Here is a 15,266-nt window from a genome sequence, read left to right on the forward strand (position 1 = left end):
GGCCGCGGCCGGGGGTGTGGTCAGCGTCGTCGGCGGGTGCTGCGCCGCTCCACCAGCTTGGTCTCGAGCAGGTGTGCGGTGCGGGCCGGCGGCTCCGGCCGGAGCAAGCGTTCCACCAGCAGGTTCGCGGCGAAGGCGCCCTGGTCCGCGACCGGCTGGGCCACGGTGGTCAGGCCCAGGAACCAGCTCATCTGATGGTCGTCGATCCCGATGATCGAGACGTTTTTCGGTGCCGACATGCCCAGGTCGCGCAGGGCCATCAGTGCCCCGAAGGCCGTTTCGTCACAGCCGGCGAAGACCGCCGAGGGGAGCCTGCGGTTCTCGATCAGTTCGGTCATGGCCCGGCGTCCGCCCTCGATGCTGGAGCCGGCATCCAGGACCAGGTCCGGGTCCAGCGTCAGGTCGTGCTCCGCGAGCGCCCGTTCGAAGCCGCGGCGCCGGGCGTCCGCGGTGACCACGGTGCTCGACGGCGGCTCCGTGCCGGCCAGCATTGCCAGGTCCCAGTGGCCCAGGTCCAGGAGGTGGCCGGTGGCCTTCCGCGCCGCTTCCTCGTCGTCGATCCCGACGTTGTCCCAGGGCACGGACTGCATGCCGACGCTGGCGACGGCGAGGCCGGAGTCCTCCAGGGCCGCGACCTCGGCGGCGTCCAAGGCCACGTTCAGCAGCAGCACCCCGTCCACGCGCTGGGCCAGTCCGGCCAGGTCACCGAACAGCTTGCGCTGCACGCTGGGGCGGTTCCGGAGGCTGATCAGCACCGTGTCGTAGCCGCTGTCGGCGAAGACCTCTTCCGCGGCCTCGACGGCTTGGGCGAAGAACCACGCGGTGGCGGTGGGGACGATGATGGCGACGGCGCCGGTGGAGCCTCCGGCCAGGCGGGAGGCTGCGCTGGATGCGCGGTAGCCCAGCTTGCCTGCCGCGTCCGCGACCTTGGCCTGCGCCTTCTCGGACACATTGGGGAGGTTGCGGAGTGCACGGGAGACGGTGCAGATCGAGAGCCCGGAGAGGGCTGCCACGTCCTGGATGGTCACGCGCGGTGCCTTAGCCATGCGACACGGGCCTAGACCTTTCTCCCCAGCAAGTAGTGGGCCGATCAAATTGGCCAAATTAGAGTGTAAACGCTTATAAAAACAGGGCGCAAGTACCCGGATTCGGGCCATCGAATGGATTATCCGCCGGGGCCGGCCTCCGTCATTGCAGGACGTAGTGCCTCAGGAACGCCCCCACGTCCACCAGCTCGGCTGCCGAGATCGAATGCCCCATCCCGGGGTAGCTGCGGGCCGTGAGCTGGGTGTGCTCTTCCAGCCACTCCGCCGTGTGTTCGGTGGCGGCGTCGTTGATGACGACATCCTCCTTGTCCCGGCCCCAGAAGAACGGCGGGCGGGCGTCGAACGATTCACTCATGGCCAGCAGTTCGTTCTCCAGCACGAACCCGGAAAGTCCGACGGCGGCGCGGAAGCCTTCGGGGCGGAGGCGCAGCAGGGTGCTGGCCATCGCCATGCCCTGGGAGTAACCGAGGAGGGTGACGCTGCTGTGCCGGTCCTTGACTGAGTCGATCCAGGCGAAGACACGGTTGGCGGCGGAAATCACGTCCGCGAAGTCGTGGGTGAGGAAGTAGTCCAGCAGGAACCAGCCGTAGTCGTCGCCGATCACCTTCGGGCCACGCAGCGCGGCGCAGGTGAACTCGGGCGGCAGGCTGCCGAAAAGACGGGACATCCGGGTTTCGTCCGTGCCGTAGCCATGCAGCATCACCAGCAGCGGGGTGCCCTCCCGCTCCACCTCCGGCCTGGACCAGGCAACCGTCTCCATCCGGCCAGCCTAGCGAGAACCGGGGTCACCGCCGTCGAGCCGGGCCCGCCGCACCGGCTCAGGAAATCCGCTGCGCTTCCGGACCGGCGCGCCCCGGGTCCGGACCGCCCCCGTCCGGAAGCGGAGCGGAAACCCGGAATTGGTGCGAAAAACGGCCCTCACCTGCGGCTTTTCCGTCAAACCGGGGCCCAAATCGTTGTATCCGGGGGTGCCGGGCTGTAGCGTGACAATGGACAGCATGCTTAGCGTTGGCCGCAGCCCCTCAGGCGGCGGCCCTGGTCGCGACCCGGACTCTTCGATACCGACTGCACCACAGGACTTCACCAGACTCAGCCAGTGACACCGTCCATCCGGACCCCTAAGGAGCAAGTAATGAGAATCGGATCCTCCATCTTCCTGATCGCCCTCGGTGCCATCCTGGCCTGGGCCATCACCCCCGGACTGATCCCCAACGTGGACCAGACCATGATCGGGTACATCCTGATGGTCGTCGGCGTGATCGGACTGATCGCCTCGCTGATCCTGGCCTCCCCCGGCCGCAGCCGCACCCGCCGCGTCAGCGAGACCCGGTCGGTGGTTGACCCCAACACCGGCGAGACCATCACCCGCAACGAGAGCCGCGACGCCGGCATCTAGCCCAAGGGCCGCCGTCCCGGCGTCCGCAGCAACCGCAAGACACCGCCCGATGCCGGGCCGGACCGCACAGGTCCGGCCCGGCATCCGGCGTTTAAGCAGCGTCCGGCCCACCCGTCCCGGGCCCCGCCGCCGGCGCCCCAAAGACTCATTCTTTGTTCGTGTGGTTTTTCGTTGACAAAGCCACATGATCAAAGATAAAGTCAATCAATTCCACTTCGATGTGACAGCGGTCACCGAAGTCGGGACCAGCAGAAACCGCAGCCACGTCAACGCCGCAATGGAGGGCAAGTGTTCGCCGAGGAACGCCAGCAACTGATCGTTGAGCTCGTGGCCGCCAGCGGCCGGGCCAGCGTGACGGACCTCGCCGAGCGATTCAGCATCACCACCGAAACCGTGCGCCGGGATCTGGCCGCCCTCGAGGCCGCCGGCAGCGTCCGCCGGGTCCACGGCGGCGCCGTCTCCCCCGAACGGATCAGCACCACCGAGGAGAGCATCCTCGAACGCACGGTCCAGCGCCCCTCGGAGAAGACGCGGATCGCCGCAGCGGCCCTGGCCCTGATCCCCGAGGACCGCTCGGGCAGCATCCTGATCGACGCCGGATCCACCACCGAGGCCCTGGCCGGCATGCTGGCCGCCCGCTCGGCGGCAGCCACCACTGGAACCGGCACTCCGGGGACCGACGCCGAACTCGTCGTCATCACCCACGCCCTGCCGATCGCGGCCAGACTCTCCGGCGAGACGGGCATCGCCCTGCACCTGCTCGGCGGGAAGGTCCGTGGCCTGACCCAGGCCGCCGTCGGCCAGTCCACCGTGGAAGCCGCCGGCCGGATCCGCCCGGACATCGCCTTCATCGGCACCAACGGCATCTCCGCGGCCTTCGGGCTGAGCACTCCCGATCCTGAAGAAGCAGCCGTCAAGGCCGCCTTCGTCCGCTCGGCACGCCGCATCGTGGTGCTGGCCGACTCCTCCAAGCTGGACGCGGAAACGCTGGTCCAGTTCGCCTCCCTGAAAGATCTGGACACCGTGATCACCAACTCGAACCCCAGTCCGGCCCTCGCGGCCGCACTCTCGGACGCCGGAGTGGAGGTGGTGGTCGCATGATCGTCACCCTCACCGCCAACCCCAGCCTGGACCGTACCGTCGCCCTCCCGGGCCCCCTCCAGCGCGGCGAAGTCCAACGCGCCCTCTCCGTCCGGCAGGAATCCGGAGGCAAGGGCGTCAATGTCTCCCGGGCCCTCGTGGCCTCCGGGTTGAAGACCCTCGCCGTGCTCCCGGGCGCGGAGGCCGACCCGGTCCTGGCCGGGCTCCGGGACACCGAGGTGCCCTTCGCCGCCCTGCCGATCGGTGAGCCGCTGCGCAGCAACGTGGCCCTCACCGAACCCGGCGGCGTCACCACCAAGATCAACGAACCTGGCCCGGTTCTGAGCGCCGAACAGCAGGAGGCCCTGATCGGGCTGCTGCTGGACTCCGCCCGTGGCGCCAGCTGGGTGGTCCTGGCCGGCTCGCTCCCGCCCGGAGTCCCGGCCGATTTCTACGCCACCGTCACCCGGCGGCTGCGCTCCACCCACGACGGCTCCGAGGCACCCCTCATCGCCGTCGACTCCTCCGGCGAACCCCTCGCCGCAGCGGTCTCCGGCGACCCCCTCGGCATGCCGGACCTGCTCAAGCCCAACGCCGAGGAACTGGCGGAACTGGCTGCCGCAGCCGGCTTCGCCACGGACAAGTCCGCCGAGGAGCTCGAGGCCGATCCGGAGGCAGCCGCTACGGCAGCCGCCGCCGTCGTCCGCTCCGGGGTGGGCGCCGTCCTCGCCACCCTCGGTTCCAAGGGTGCGGTGCTTGTGACGGCCGACGGCGCGTGGCTCGCCACGCACCCGCCGGTCACCGCGGTCAGCACGGTGGGCGCCGGCGATTCCTCGCTGGCCGGCTACCTGCTCGCCGCAAGCCAGGGCGCCGCCCCGGCTGATTGCCTTCGTCAGGCGGTGGCCCATGGTGCCGCCGCCGCCTCCCTGCCCGGCTCCCGAGTCCCGGCAGTGCACGAAACCACCCCCGATGCCGTAACCATCACGGCCCTGACAAAGGATTGACAGTGACCCAGCTCATCACTCCCGAACTGGTCGAGCTCGACCAGAATCTCGGCACTTCACCCGAGGACGTGATCCGGCACCTGGCAGGCAAGGTTGCGGCCAACGGACGCGCCACCGAGGTCGAAGGCCTCTTCGCCGACGCCTTCGCCCGCGAGTCCAAGACTGCCACCGGCGTGCCCGGCGGCATCGCCATCCCGCACTGCCGCTCGACGGCGGTCACGGAGGCCACGCTGGCCATGGCCCGCCTCTCCAACCCGGTCGACTTCGGCGCCAAGGACGGCCCCGCGGACCTGATCTTCTTCATCGCCGCCCCGGAAGGCGCTGACCAGGAACACCTGAAGCTGCTCTCCAAGCTCGCCCGGTCCCTGATCAAAAAGGACTTCACCGCCGCCCTCCGCGCCGCGTCCAGCCAGGCCGAGGTCGTGGAACTGGTCGAGGGTGCCCTGGCCGACAAGCCGGCCGCCCACGCCGCAACGCCCGCCGAACCTGCAGCCGCAGCCACCGGCGCCGCTGCGGCCGGTGCCGCCGGTGCTCCGCGGACCAAGCGCCTCGTCGCCGTCACCGCCTGCCCCACCGGCATCGCCCACACCTACATGGCCGCCGACTCCCTCGTGGCTGCGGCCAAGGAGGTCGGCGTCGACCTGCAGGTCGAGACCCAGGGTTCCTCGGGCGCCAAGGCCCTGGACCCGGCCGTGATCGCCGCCGCCGACGCCGTGATCTTCGCGGTCGACGTCGACGTCCGCGGCAAGGAGCGCTTTGCCGGCAAGCCCGTCATCAACGCCCCGGTCAAGCGCGGCATCGACGAGCCGGAAAAGATGGTCCAGGAGGCCCTCGCGGCCGCTGACAACCCGCACGCCCGCCGCGTCCCACACTTCGGCGCGGAGGAACAGGCCGAACACGAGGCGGAGGAGCGCGGCGAGCACGTCGGGCAGAAGCTGAAGAAGGCCCTGCTCACCGGCGTCAGCTACATGATTCCATTCGTCGCCGGCGGCGGCCTGCTGATCGCCCTCGGCTTCCTCATGGGCGGCTACCTGATCACCAAGTTCGCGGACAACATCGTCCTGCAGAACTCCCTCTTCAACCTGCCCACCCAGTACCCGGACAACGCCTGGGGCCCGCTGGGCGCCTACCTCGGCGCCGTGCTGTTCAAGATCGGCGCCCTCTCGCTGGGCTTCCTGGTCCCGGCGCTGGCCGGTTACATCGCCTACGCGATCGCCGACCGTCCGGGCATCGCCCCCGGCTTCGTCGCGGGCGCCGTCGCAGGCTTCATGGGTGCCGGCTTCCTCGGCGGCATTGTCGGCGGCCTGCTCGCCGGCTACATCGCCCTCGTGATCGGCCGCCTGCAGGTGGCCCGCTGGCTGCGCGGCCTGATGCCCGTGGTGATCATTCCGCTGCTGGCCTCGCTGGTGGCTTCCGGCCTGATGTTCGTCATCCTCGGCGGCCCGATCGTGGCCATCACCAACGGCCTGAACTCCTGGCTCTCCGGCCTGACCGGTGCCGGCGCAATCGCCCTCGGCGTGATCCTCGGCCTGATGATGTGCTTCGACCTCGGCGGCCCGGTCAACAAGGTTGCCTACTCCTTCGCCGTCGCCGGCCTCGGCGCCGCCTCGATCGACAACCAGGCACCGTGGCAGATCATGGCCGCCGTGATGGCCTCCGGCATGGTTCCGCCGCTGGCCATGGCCCTGGCCTCGACCGTCCTGAACAAGAAGCTCTTCAGCCTGGCCGAGCAGGAAAACGGCAAGGCCGCCTGGCTGCTGGGTGCCTCGTTCATCTCCGAAGGCGCCATCCCGTTCGCCGCTGCCGACCCGCTGCGCGTCATCCCCGCCAGCATGCTCGGCGGCGCGGTCACCGGTGCCATCTCGATGGCGGCCGGCGTCGGATCCAAGGCCCCGCACGGCGGACTGTTCGTCTTCTTCGCCATCGACAACTTCCTGATGTTTGTCGTCGCGATCGCCGTTGGCACCGTGATCACCGCCCTGTCGGTGATCGCACTCAAGCGCTGGGCAGTCAAGAAGACCGTTGATACGGTGGAACCGGTCCCCGTCACCGTTTGAGCCGGTCCACCACAGACCCTTCATCGCTGATCATCCGAAGCTGAAATTCTAGGAGCAACAATGACCGAACGTAACGCCACCATCGCCAGCCGCGTTGGCCTGCACGCCCGCCCGGCCGCCATCTTTGCCGAGGCAGCAGGCGAGTTCGATCTGGAGATCACCATCGCCCGGCTCGGCGAACCCGCGGACGAGGCCATGGATGCCGCCAGCATCCTCTCGCTGATGAGCCTGGGCGCCTCGCACGGCGAGGTTGTGGTGTTGCGGGCCGAGGGCGACGGCGCCGACGCCGCCCTCGACCGCCTGGTCCAGATCCTTGAAACGGACCACGACGCCGAGTAGTCACCGACGCCGGAAGGCCGCCGCCCCCTCCCCTCGCGGGACGGGGCGGCGGCCTTCCGCTTTTAGGGCGGCCCGCCCGCCGGGGGCCATGGGGCGACCGCGACGCCGGCGGGCTTTTGGTCCGGTTCGTCAGCATGCTGACGAAATGCTTGTGTTCGCTTCCGCCCGTGGTTAGCGTGGGCAGAAAGGGCGCGGGAGGCCGGCTCCGGCGCCGCACGAATTCAGGACGGTTAGGACCGATCAGGAGGGGTGGGCATGCCGACCAAGAAGGGCGCACCGCAGGGCTCCGAGAGCCCCAGCATTAAGGATCCCGAGATGTATGAGGCGCTTCTCGAGGACGGTGCCTCCAAGCAGAAGGCGGCCCGGATCTCCAACGCCGCGGCCAAGCGCGGGCGCTCCAGCGTCGGCAGCAAGGGCGGCCATTCCGGCGACTATGAGGACTGGACGGTCCCGGAACTGAAGAAGCGCGCCAAGGAAATCGGCCTCACCGGGTATTCGGCCAAGAAAAAGAGCGAGCTCATCTCCGCTCTGCGGAACTCCTAGGCGGTGTCGGCGCTGCCCCGGGCGGCCTCCCCCGGCTCAGGCGCCCTTCCGCGCCGCGGTCTTCGCTGTCCCGGACTTGGCGGCGCTGGTCTTAGCGGCGGAAGTCTTCGTGGCGGCAGTCTTGGTACTGGCAGTTCTGGTCCCGGCAGATTTGGTTCCGGCGGACGTGCCGGCGGCCGACTTCGCGGTGCCCGTCTTCGCAGCCGCGGGTTTGGCGGTGCCGGTCTTGGCGGCGCTGGCTTTGGCAGTGCCGGTCTTTGCGGTGCCCGTCTTGACGGCAGCAGTCTTCGTCGTGCCCGACGTGGCGGCACCCCTTGCGGATCCGCCGGACGAGCCCTCGGAGGCTCCGCCGTCGGACCCGCCGCCGCGCTTGCGTTCGATGCTCCGCTTCAGGGCGTCCATCAGGTCGATCACCTCGCCGGTGCCCGCCTCCGCCGCGGGAGCGCCGAAGGTCTCCTCCGTGTCCAGCGAGTCGCCCTGCTCGATCTTGGCGTCGATCAGCTGCCGCAGCTGGAGCTGGTAGTCGTCGGTGAACTGCGCCGGATCGAAGTCGGCCGCCATCGAATCGACCAGGGCAGCGGACATCTCCCGCTCCTGGGCGGAGATCCGGACTGTGGTTTCCAAGGCCGGGAAATTGGCCTCGCGTACCTCGTCGGCCCAGAGCAGGCCCTGCAGCACCAGCACGTCGCAGCGGATCCGCAGGGCGCCCAGACGGGTCTTCTCCCGGAGCGCGAACTGGACCACCGCCACCCGGTCCGTGTCCTCGAGCGCCCGGCGCAGCAGCATGTACGCTTTCGGCGACTTGGCGTCCGGCTCCAGGTAGTAGCTCTTCTCGAACATCATCGGGTCGAGCTGGTCAGCGGGGACGAACTGCACCACCTCGATCTCGTGGCTGTTCTCCGCCGGAATGGACTTCAGTTCCTCGCGGCTGAGGATCACCGTCCGGCCGTCGTCCTCGTACGCCTTGTCGATGTCCTCGTAGTCGATAACCTTGCTGCACACCTCGCAGCGGCGCTGGTAGCGGATCCTCCCGCCGTCGGCGTTGTGCACCTGGTGCAGGCTGATGTCGTGATCCTCGGTGGCGCTGTAGACCTTGACGGGGACGTTGACCAGGCCGAACGCTATCGCGCCTTTCCAGATGGCTCTCATGGCTCAAGTGAACACCAGACCGGCACGGAGGTGAAGCCCCGTGGCTGAGGGCAAGGAACGGGTCCGGGTGGACGGCCGGGAGCTGGTGCTGACCAATTTGGACAAGGTGATGTACCCGGAGACCGGCACCACCAAGGCGGACGTGCTGGCGTACTACGCCGCCGTCGCACCCGTCCTGATACCGGCCGCCGCGGACCGCCCGGCCACCCGCAAACGCTGGGTGCACGGCGTGGGCACCGCGGACGCGCCCGGGGAGATGTTCTTCCAGAAGAACCTGGACCACTCCACCCCCGGCTGGGTGCCGCGGGCGTCCATCACCCACAAGGACCGCACCGTCCAGTACCCCCTGGTCAACGATCCGGCCACCCTCACCTGGCTGGCCCAGATCGCCGCCCTGGAGATCCACGTGCCGCAGTGGCGGGTGGATTCCGGCGGCGATCCGCTGCCCCCGGACCGCCTGGTCCTGGACCTGGACCCGGGCGAGGGCGCGGGCCTGGCCGAATGCGTGGAAGTGGCCACCCTAGCCCGGGCCATCCTCCGGGACGTGGGCCTGGACCCCGTGCCCGTGACCAGCGGCAGCAAAGGCATCCACCTCTACGCGGCCCTCGACGGGACGCAGAGCTCGGACCAGATCGCCGACTTCGCCCACGAACTGGCCCGGGCCCTCGAGGCGGACCACCCTGACCTGGCCGTGAGCGACATGAAGAAGACCCTCCGCACCGGCAAGGTCCTGGTCGACTGGAGCCAGAACAACGCGGCCAAGACCACGATCGTCCCGTACTCGCTGCGCGGCCGGCTCCGACCCACCGTCGCCGCGCCCCGCACCTGGCGGGAGCTCGCGGCCCCGACGCTGCACCAGCTGGACTACCGCGAGGTGATGAAGCGGGTGGCCGCCGGCACGGACCCGTTCGCCGTGATTTCCGGAAGGCACGACGGCGGCGCCGGTGCCGCTGCCCCGGGCGACGGCGGGGACACCGACCCGCGCCTGGAGAAGTACCGCACCAAGCGTGACGCCGCCGCCACCCCGGAACCGTTCACCGCCGAGCGGCACCGCAACCGTGCCGCGGAAGAAACCCGCCGGGAGAGCTTCGTCATCCAGGAACACCACGCCAGCCGGCTGCACTACGACTTCCGGCTGGAGCGCGACGGCGTGCTGGTCTCCTGGGCGCTGCCCAAGGGGGTGCCTGTATCCAAGGCCAAGAACCACCTGGCGGTGCAGACCGAGGACCACCCGATGGATTACGCGGACTTCGAGGGGACCATCCCCAAGGGCCAGTACGGCGCCGGAACCGTCAGCATCTGGGACCGCGGCACCTACGAGTGCGAGAAGTGGATCGCCGGCAAGGAGGTCATCGCCACGCTCACCGGACAGGACGGCGGCGCGCTGGGCGGTCCCAGGCGCTTCGCCCTCATCCACACCGGCCAGGCCAAGGACCAGTGGCTGATCCACCTGATGGACGAGGCGAAGGAACACCACGGGGATTCAAATGACGGCGACGGCGGGCCGGACGACGGCGGCCAGGGCGAAGACGGCCGACAGGGCGACGGCGGGACGGCGGAGGCTCCCGCGGCCCCGGACCTCGCGCAACTCTCCCCCATGCTGGCCAGCCCGGGAACGCGCGCGGACCTGACCGACAGTGACTGGCAGTTCGAGCTCAAGTGGGACGGCGTCCGGGCCCTGGTGCTCGGCGACGCGCAGCGGATCCGCTTGATCAGCCGCAACGGGATCGACATGTCCGCCAGCTACCCGGAGCTGACGGACCGGTCCTGCTGGCCGCCGCAGGACTTCGCCGCCGACGGCGAGATCATCGCCGTCGGCCCATCCGGGCGGTCCGATTTCGGGCTGTTGCAGGGCCGGATGAAGCTGACCAAGGCCGGCGACGTGGCCAAGGCGCGGGCCGCCACCCCGGTGCGGCTGATGCTGTTCGACCTGCTCACCGACGGCGGCGAGGACCTGCGCCGCCGCCCCCTGACATCCCGGCGGAAACGGCTGGATGCCTTCTTCGCGGCCGCGCCCCGGGGCGACTGCCCGGTGCAGCTCTCCGAGGTGATCGACGCCGACGTCGGGCATCTGCTCGAGAGCGCGCAGGAACTGGGCCTCGAGGGCATCATGGCCAAGCGCACGGGCGGCCGCTACGTCGGCCAGCGCAGCCGGTCCTGGCTGAAGCTGAAATTCGAGCGGACCCAGGAAGTGGTGGTGGGCGGCTGGCGGCCGGGCAACGGCGGCCGGAGCGATACCGTCGGGTCCCTCCTGGTGGGCATCCCCGACGGTTCGGGGCTCCGCTACGTTGGCCGGGTGGGAAGCGGCTTCAGCACCCGCGAGCTCGCCGAGATGCGCCGGACCCTTGACGCGATACCGCGCAAGACGCCACCCTTCGACGAGGTGCCCGTCGCGGACGCCGCCGACGCTCACTGGGTCTCGGCCAAGCTCGTGGGCGAGGTGACGTTCGGCGAGTGGACGGGCACCGGGAAGCTCCGCCACCCCGTCTGGCGCGGCTGGCGGCTGGACAAGAACCCGGCCGACGTCGTCGTCGAATCCGGCTGACGGCGGCCCTGAGGCTTTCCACACCTGAGCTTTCCAGCGATGAGCCATATCAGCGATGAAGGGACCGGACCATGAGCGAGACCAGGCGCAACGACCACCACGAAACCCCGGAGTCCGCGGCCCCCGGAGCCCGGATCGTCGCCGGCGCGGCGGGGATCGCGGCATGGCAGGAGGAACTCTACAAAGACCTGCACCGGCACCCCGAACTGGGCCATCAGGAAACCCGGACGGCGTCGCTGGCGGCCGGCCTGCTGCGGGACTTCGGCTACGAGGTGCACGGGAACATCGGCACCACCGGGGTCGTCGGCATCCTGAGGAACGGCGAGGGGCCCACCGTGCTGATGCGCGCCGACATGGACGCCCTCCCCATGGCCGAGGACACCGGGCTGCCCTATGCCAGCACCGACACTGCCGCGGACGGCCACGGCGGCACCGTACCGGTGGCCCACGCCTGCGGGCACGACGTGCACGTCGCCTGCCTGCTCGGCGCCGCCCGCCTGATGGCGGAGGGCAAAGCCTCCTGGGCCGGCACCTACATCGCCCTGTTCCAGCCGGCGGAGGAGGTGGCGGACGGGGCGCGGCGGATGGTCGACGCCGGCCTGGCGGACCTGATTCCGCGGCCGGACGTGGCGCTGGCCCAGCATGTCCTGGCGTTCCCCGCCGGCCAGGTGCGGACCCGGCCGGGCGCGGTTCTCTCCAGCGCGGACAGCGTCAAAATCACGCTCCACGGGCGGGGCAGCCACGGCTCGATGCCCCAGCTCGCCGTGGACCCGGTGGTGCTGGCGGCCTCCGTTGCCCTGCGGCTGCAGACGGTCGTCTCCCGCGAGGTGGCACCAGGAGAGTTCGCCGTCCTGACCATCGGCCGCCTCAGCGCCGGAGCCAAGAGCAACATCATCTCCGACCGGGCGGAGCTGGAACTGAACATCCGCACCTTCAACCCGGCCACCCGGGAGCAGATCACCGCCGCGGTCCGGCGGATCGTGACCGGCGAGTGCCTGGCCGCCGGGTGCCCGAAGGAGCCGGAGTTCGAGTTCTACGACCACTACCCACTCACCGACAACGACGCCGGGGCCACTGCGAGGGTCAGCGCCGCCTTCCGCCGGCACTTCGGCGCGCAGGCGGCAGGCCTGGACCGGCAATCGGCCAGCGAGGACTTCAGCGAGATTCCCGACGCCCTGGGAACGCCCTACACCTACTGGGGCCTGGGCGGCAGCGATCCGGAAGCCTACGCGGCGGCAGAGTCTGCCGGGACTGTCACGCAGGACATCCCGGCCAACCACTCCCCGCACTTTGCCCCCGTCATTGACCCCACCCTGCGCACGGGAACAACGGCGGCCGTCGTCGCAGCCATGGCCTGGCTCGCCAGGGATTAGGGACGGCCCCGCGGCGGCCGCAAACGAAAACCCGGCCTAGTCGTGGTGCGGAATCTGCGGCCGGCTTTGGCGGTGCATTGCGGCGTCGGCAACCTGCTGGCCCTGCTGTGCGTGGACGGCGTCGCGGTCCCTGGGGTGGTGGTGCTTGCCGCTGCCGTCCGGCCACGGGTGGCCGTCCGCCGGCGACGGCGGGGCGGGCCGCTTGATCTCCGGGCCGGGGACCTTGTCCATGGACTCGGTGAGGTGTTGGGCGACCTCCGGCTCAAGCTGCTCTTTCGAGTGATGATCCGCCATGACTCTTCCTTTCCGCGATGAAATGAAGCGTCCCACCATGGTAGGACTGCCGCCGTCGCCATGTCTCTAGGCTGGGGGCATGGAATACCACCTGCGGCAGGCAACGCCCGCTGACGCCGAAGCCCTGGTCGAGATGCACACGCTGGCCCACGAGGAGTGCTACTCCCACGTCCTCCCGGCGGAGTTCTTCGCCGCCCGCCGCGCCTCCTTGCCGGAGCGGACGGAAAGCCGGCGGCCCTCCCTGGCGGGCCCGTCCGCGCCGGTGATCGCCCTCGACGACGACGGCCGGATCGTCGGGTTCGCCCACGGCGGCCCCGGACGGGACGAGGACCGGCCGGACCAACGGGAGCTGTACGCGATCTACACGCTGCGGACCGCCTACGGTTCCGGGCTCGGCGCGGCACTGCTGCACGCCGCCGTCGGCCCCGGCCCGGCCTACCTGTGGGTCCTCGAAGAGAACCCCCGGGCGCGGGCCTTCTACGCCCGGCACGGCTTCACCCCCGACGGCACCCGGAAACTGCTCCCGAAGGACTGGTTCGAGCTCCCCGAAATCAGGCTCGAACGGCGGTAAAACGCCCGGAATCCGGGACTTCGGGGCGGTCGCGGCCCAATTGTTACCAAACTAATAAGCTCACTGCTTACTTCCCAGTGATGACGCGGAATATGCGATCACTGCCTCGCGCCGACGCCGGGCATCCGGCCGCCCAAAAGGGGCATCCTACGGCACAAAAATCGGAATCACTACGGAAATCCCGTAAAATTGAGAGCCTGCCCAGAGCGGGGCAGCTAGAAGTCGCAAGCAAATGACCTCCACAGGAGCTTCCCAAATGCCCAAAGACCGAAGCATGACCGACTCTTCCGCAGGCGTAGCCAACGCCGCCGGAACCAACCCGGGCGCATCCGTCGCCGCCAAGAAGCCACGCCTCCGCCGCCGCCGGCTCCGCGAGTCCGACGTCAACGTCGTTGACCAGCCGATGCTGAAGAAGGCCCTCGGCGGAACCATCGTCGGCAACACCATGGAATGGTACGACGTCGGCGTGTTCGGCTACCTGATCACCACCATGGGCCCGGTCTTCCTGCCCGAGGCGGACAAGACCGTCCAGACCCTGTTCCTACTCGGCACCTTCGCCGCCACATTCATCGCCCGCCCCCTGGGCGGCGTCGTGTTCGGTTGGCTGGGCGACAAAGTGGGCCGCCAGAAGGTCCTGGCCACCACCCTGCTGATCATGGCTGCAAGCACCTTCGCCGTCGGTCTCCTGCCGGGGTACGCACAAATCGGCATCTGGGCCGCCGTCCTGCTGGTGGTCCTCAAACTCATCCAAGGCTTCTCCACCGGCGGTGAGTACGCCGGTGCCACCACCTTCGTCAGCGAATACGCCCCGGACAAGCGCCGCGGCTTCTTCGCCAGCTTCCTGGATATGGGCAGCTACCTGGGCTTCGCGCTCGGTGCCGCGCTGGTATCCGTCCTGCAGCTGACCCTCGGCCAGGACAACATGGAGCAGTGGGGCTGGCGCATCCCGTTCCTCGTGGCCGGCCCGCTCGGCGCCGTTGCCGTGTACTTCCGGAGCAAGATCGAGGAGTCCCCGCAGTTCCAGGCCACGCTCGACGCCCAGGAGAACCTCGCCAAGAACGCTTCCGCCGCCGACGACGCCGCCTCCAAGGGGCCGGTGGGCATCGTGAAGGCCTACTGGCGCTCGATCATCACCGCCATGATCCTGGTGGCAGCGGCAAACACTGCCGGGTACGCCCTTACCTCTTACATGCCGACCTACCTCACCGAGTCCAAGGGTTACGACGAGCTGCACGGCACCCTGCTGACGATCCCCGTCCTGGTGGTCATGAGCCTCTGCATCCCGCTGACCGGCAAGCTCTCCGACCGGATCGGCCGTCGGCCTGTGCTCTGGATCGGCGCCATCAGCACCGTGGTCCTGGCCACCCCGGCATTCCTGCTGATCGGCATCGGCGCGATCTGGTCCACCCTGGCTGGCCTGGCGCTGATCGCGTTCCCGGTGACGTTCTACGTTGCCAACCTCGCCTCCGCCCTGCCCGCCCAGTTCCCGACGGCCAGCCGCTACGGCGCCATGGGCATCGCGTACAACTTCTCGGTCGCGATTTTCGGCGGCACCACCCCGTTCATCGTCGCGGCCCTGATCTCGGCCACCGGCAACGACATGATGCCCGCGTACTACCTGATGGTCACCTCGGCGATCGGCGCCGTCGCCATCTACTTCCTCAAGGAATCCGCCCAGATGCCGCTGCCCGGTTCCATGCCGAGCGTGGACACCCCGGACGAGGCCCGGGAACTGGTCGCCACCCAGGATGACAACCCGCTGATCAACCTGGAGCACATGGACATGCCCCTGGTTGCCGCGGGCGACTCCGACGGCGGCAAGGTCGGCGCACCGGCCTAGGCACCCCGCCCAGCGCCCCGCCCTCCGAG

General features: G+C 69.4%; 14 protein-coding genes. 10 read left to right on the forward strand and 4 right to left on the reverse strand.

Annotation, left to right across the window (positions count from 1 at the left end; all coding sequences use genetic code 11):
• Positions 1–20: 20 nt before the first annotated feature.
• Both ABC337_RS07080 and ABC337_RS07085 read right to left on the reverse strand, forming a co-directional pair.
• Positions 21–1,046, reverse strand: a complete 1,026-nt coding sequence (locus ABC337_RS07080) for a LacI family DNA-binding transcriptional regulator (RefSeq protein ID WP_412884572.1) — start codon at positions 1,044–1,046, stop codon at positions 21–23.
• 142 nt (positions 1,047–1,188) lie between these two features.
• Positions 1,189–1,806: an alpha/beta hydrolase gene (locus tag ABC337_RS07085; protein ID WP_412884571.1), complete on the reverse strand. Its 618-nt coding sequence runs from the start codon at positions 1,804–1,806 to the stop codon at positions 1,189–1,191.
• A gap of 372 nt (positions 1,807–2,178) precedes the next feature.
• Here ABC337_RS07085 and ABC337_RS07090 point away from each other — a divergent pair, with 372 nt between their 5' ends.
• The 6 genes from ABC337_RS07090 (at position 2,179) to ABC337_RS07115 (ending at position 7,465) form a co-directional block, all read left to right on the forward strand.
• A complete protein-coding gene (locus ABC337_RS07090; RefSeq protein WP_412884570.1) occupies positions 2,179–2,442 on the forward strand; it encodes a DUF6458 family protein in 264 nt (87 codons plus the stop codon).
• A 288-nt stretch (positions 2,443–2,730) separates the two neighbouring features.
• Entirely contained in the window at positions 2,731–3,543 is an 813-nt protein-coding gene (locus ABC337_RS07095; RefSeq protein ID WP_412884569.1) for a DeoR/GlpR family DNA-binding transcription regulator, read from the forward strand.
• Positions 3,540–4,526 carry a 1-phosphofructokinase family hexose kinase gene (locus ABC337_RS07100; RefSeq protein ID WP_412884568.1) on the forward strand — a complete coding sequence of 329 codons (987 nt, stop codon included), beginning with the start codon at positions 3,540–3,542 and terminating at the stop codon, positions 4,524–4,526. The genes ABC337_RS07095 and ABC337_RS07100 overlap by 4 nt, the downstream gene beginning before the upstream one ends.
• A gap of 2 nt (positions 4,527–4,528) precedes the next feature.
• Positions 4,529–6,583 carry a PTS fructose transporter subunit IIABC gene (locus ABC337_RS07105; RefSeq protein WP_412884567.1) on the forward strand — a complete coding sequence of 685 codons (2,055 nt, stop codon included), beginning with the start codon at positions 4,529–4,531 and terminating at the stop codon, positions 6,581–6,583.
• Between the two features lie 60 nt (positions 6,584–6,643).
• Complete coding sequence (locus ABC337_RS07110; RefSeq protein WP_364136038.1) at positions 6,644–6,922, forward strand: HPr family phosphocarrier protein; 279 nt, start codon at positions 6,644–6,646, stop codon at positions 6,920–6,922.
• 255 nt (positions 6,923–7,177) lie between these two features.
• On the forward strand, positions 7,178–7,465 hold the full coding sequence (locus ABC337_RS07115; RefSeq protein WP_290256953.1) for a DUF7218 family protein: 288 nt from the start codon (positions 7,178–7,180) through the stop codon (positions 7,463–7,465).
• Between the two features lie 36 nt (positions 7,466–7,501).
• Here ABC337_RS07115 and ku read toward each other — a convergent pair whose 3' ends face one another.
• Complete coding sequence (gene ku, locus ABC337_RS07120; RefSeq protein ID WP_412884566.1) at positions 7,502–8,614, reverse strand: non-homologous end joining protein Ku; 1,113 nt, start codon at positions 8,612–8,614, stop codon at positions 7,502–7,504.
• Between the two features lie 40 nt (positions 8,615–8,654).
• Between ku and ABC337_RS07125 the strand changes: the two genes are divergently transcribed.
• Both ABC337_RS07125 and ABC337_RS07130 read left to right on the forward strand, forming a co-directional pair.
• Positions 8,655–11,159, forward strand: a complete 2,505-nt coding sequence (locus ABC337_RS07125) for an ATP-dependent DNA ligase (protein ID WP_412884565.1) — start codon at positions 8,655–8,657, stop codon at positions 11,157–11,159.
• 71 nt (positions 11,160–11,230) lie between these two features.
• The gene (locus tag ABC337_RS07130; protein ID WP_412884564.1) at positions 11,231–12,532 is read left to right on the forward strand and encodes an amidohydrolase; all 1,302 of its coding nucleotides are present in this window, start codon (positions 11,231–11,233) and stop codon (positions 12,530–12,532) included.
• A 36-nt stretch (positions 12,533–12,568) separates the two neighbouring features.
• Here ABC337_RS07130 and ABC337_RS07135 read toward each other — a convergent pair whose 3' ends face one another.
• A complete protein-coding gene (locus ABC337_RS07135; RefSeq protein WP_412884563.1) occupies positions 12,569–12,826 on the reverse strand; it encodes a hypothetical protein in 258 nt (85 codons plus the stop codon).
• A gap of 79 nt (positions 12,827–12,905) precedes the next feature.
• Between ABC337_RS07135 and ABC337_RS07140 the strand changes: the two genes are divergently transcribed.
• Together ABC337_RS07140 and ABC337_RS07145 are read left to right on the forward strand one after the other, a co-directional pair.
• A complete protein-coding gene (locus tag ABC337_RS07140) occupies positions 12,906–13,397 on the forward strand; it encodes a GNAT family N-acetyltransferase (protein ID WP_412884562.1) in 492 nt (163 codons plus the stop codon).
• Positions 13,398–13,653: 256 nt separating this feature from the next.
• On the forward strand, positions 13,654–15,237 hold the full coding sequence (locus ABC337_RS07145) for an MFS transporter (RefSeq protein ID WP_412884561.1): 1,584 nt from the start codon (positions 13,654–13,656) through the stop codon (positions 15,235–15,237).
• The last annotated feature ends 29 nt before the right edge of the window (positions 15,238–15,266 follow it).

It is taken from the genome of Arthrobacter phoenicis (assembly GCF_047238215.1).
GTDB lineage: Bacteria > Actinomycetota > Actinomycetes > Actinomycetales > Micrococcaceae > Arthrobacter.

Excerpts from the sequence above, each read along its gene's own strand:
- ABC337_RS07080 (WP_412884572.1), bottom strand. The coding sequence starts at position 1,046 with ATGGCTAAGGCACCGCGCGTGACCATCCAGGACGTGGCAGCCCTCTCC.
- ABC337_RS07085 (WP_412884571.1), bottom strand. The coding sequence starts at position 1,806 with ATGGAGACGGTTGCCTGGTCCAGGCCGGAGGTGGAGCGGGAGGGCACC.
- ABC337_RS07090 (WP_412884570.1), top strand. The coding sequence starts at position 2,179 with ATGAGAATCGGATCCTCCATCTTCCTGATCGCCCTCGGTGCCATCCTG.
- ABC337_RS07100 (WP_412884568.1), top strand. The coding sequence starts at position 3,540 with ATGATCGTCACCCTCACCGCCAACCCCAGCCTGGACCGTACCGTCGCC.
- ABC337_RS07110 (WP_364136038.1), top strand. The coding sequence starts at position 6,644 with ATGACCGAACGTAACGCCACCATCGCCAGCCGCGTTGGCCTGCACGCC.
- ABC337_RS07115 (WP_290256953.1), top strand. The coding sequence starts at position 7,178 with ATGCCGACCAAGAAGGGCGCACCGCAGGGCTCCGAGAGCCCCAGCATT.
- ku (WP_412884566.1), bottom strand. The coding sequence starts at position 8,614 with ATGAGAGCCATCTGGAAAGGCGCGATAGCGTTCGGCCTGGTCAACGTC.
- ABC337_RS07130 (WP_412884564.1), top strand. The coding sequence starts at position 11,231 with ATGAGCGAGACCAGGCGCAACGACCACCACGAAACCCCGGAGTCCGCG.
- ABC337_RS07135 (WP_412884563.1), bottom strand. The coding sequence starts at position 12,826 with ATGGCGGATCATCACTCGAAAGAGCAGCTTGAGCCGGAGGTCGCCCAA.
- ABC337_RS07140 (WP_412884562.1), top strand. The coding sequence starts at position 12,906 with ATGGAATACCACCTGCGGCAGGCAACGCCCGCTGACGCCGAAGCCCTG.
- ABC337_RS07145 (WP_412884561.1), top strand. The coding sequence starts at position 13,654 with ATGCCCAAAGACCGAAGCATGACCGACTCTTCCGCAGGCGTAGCCAAC.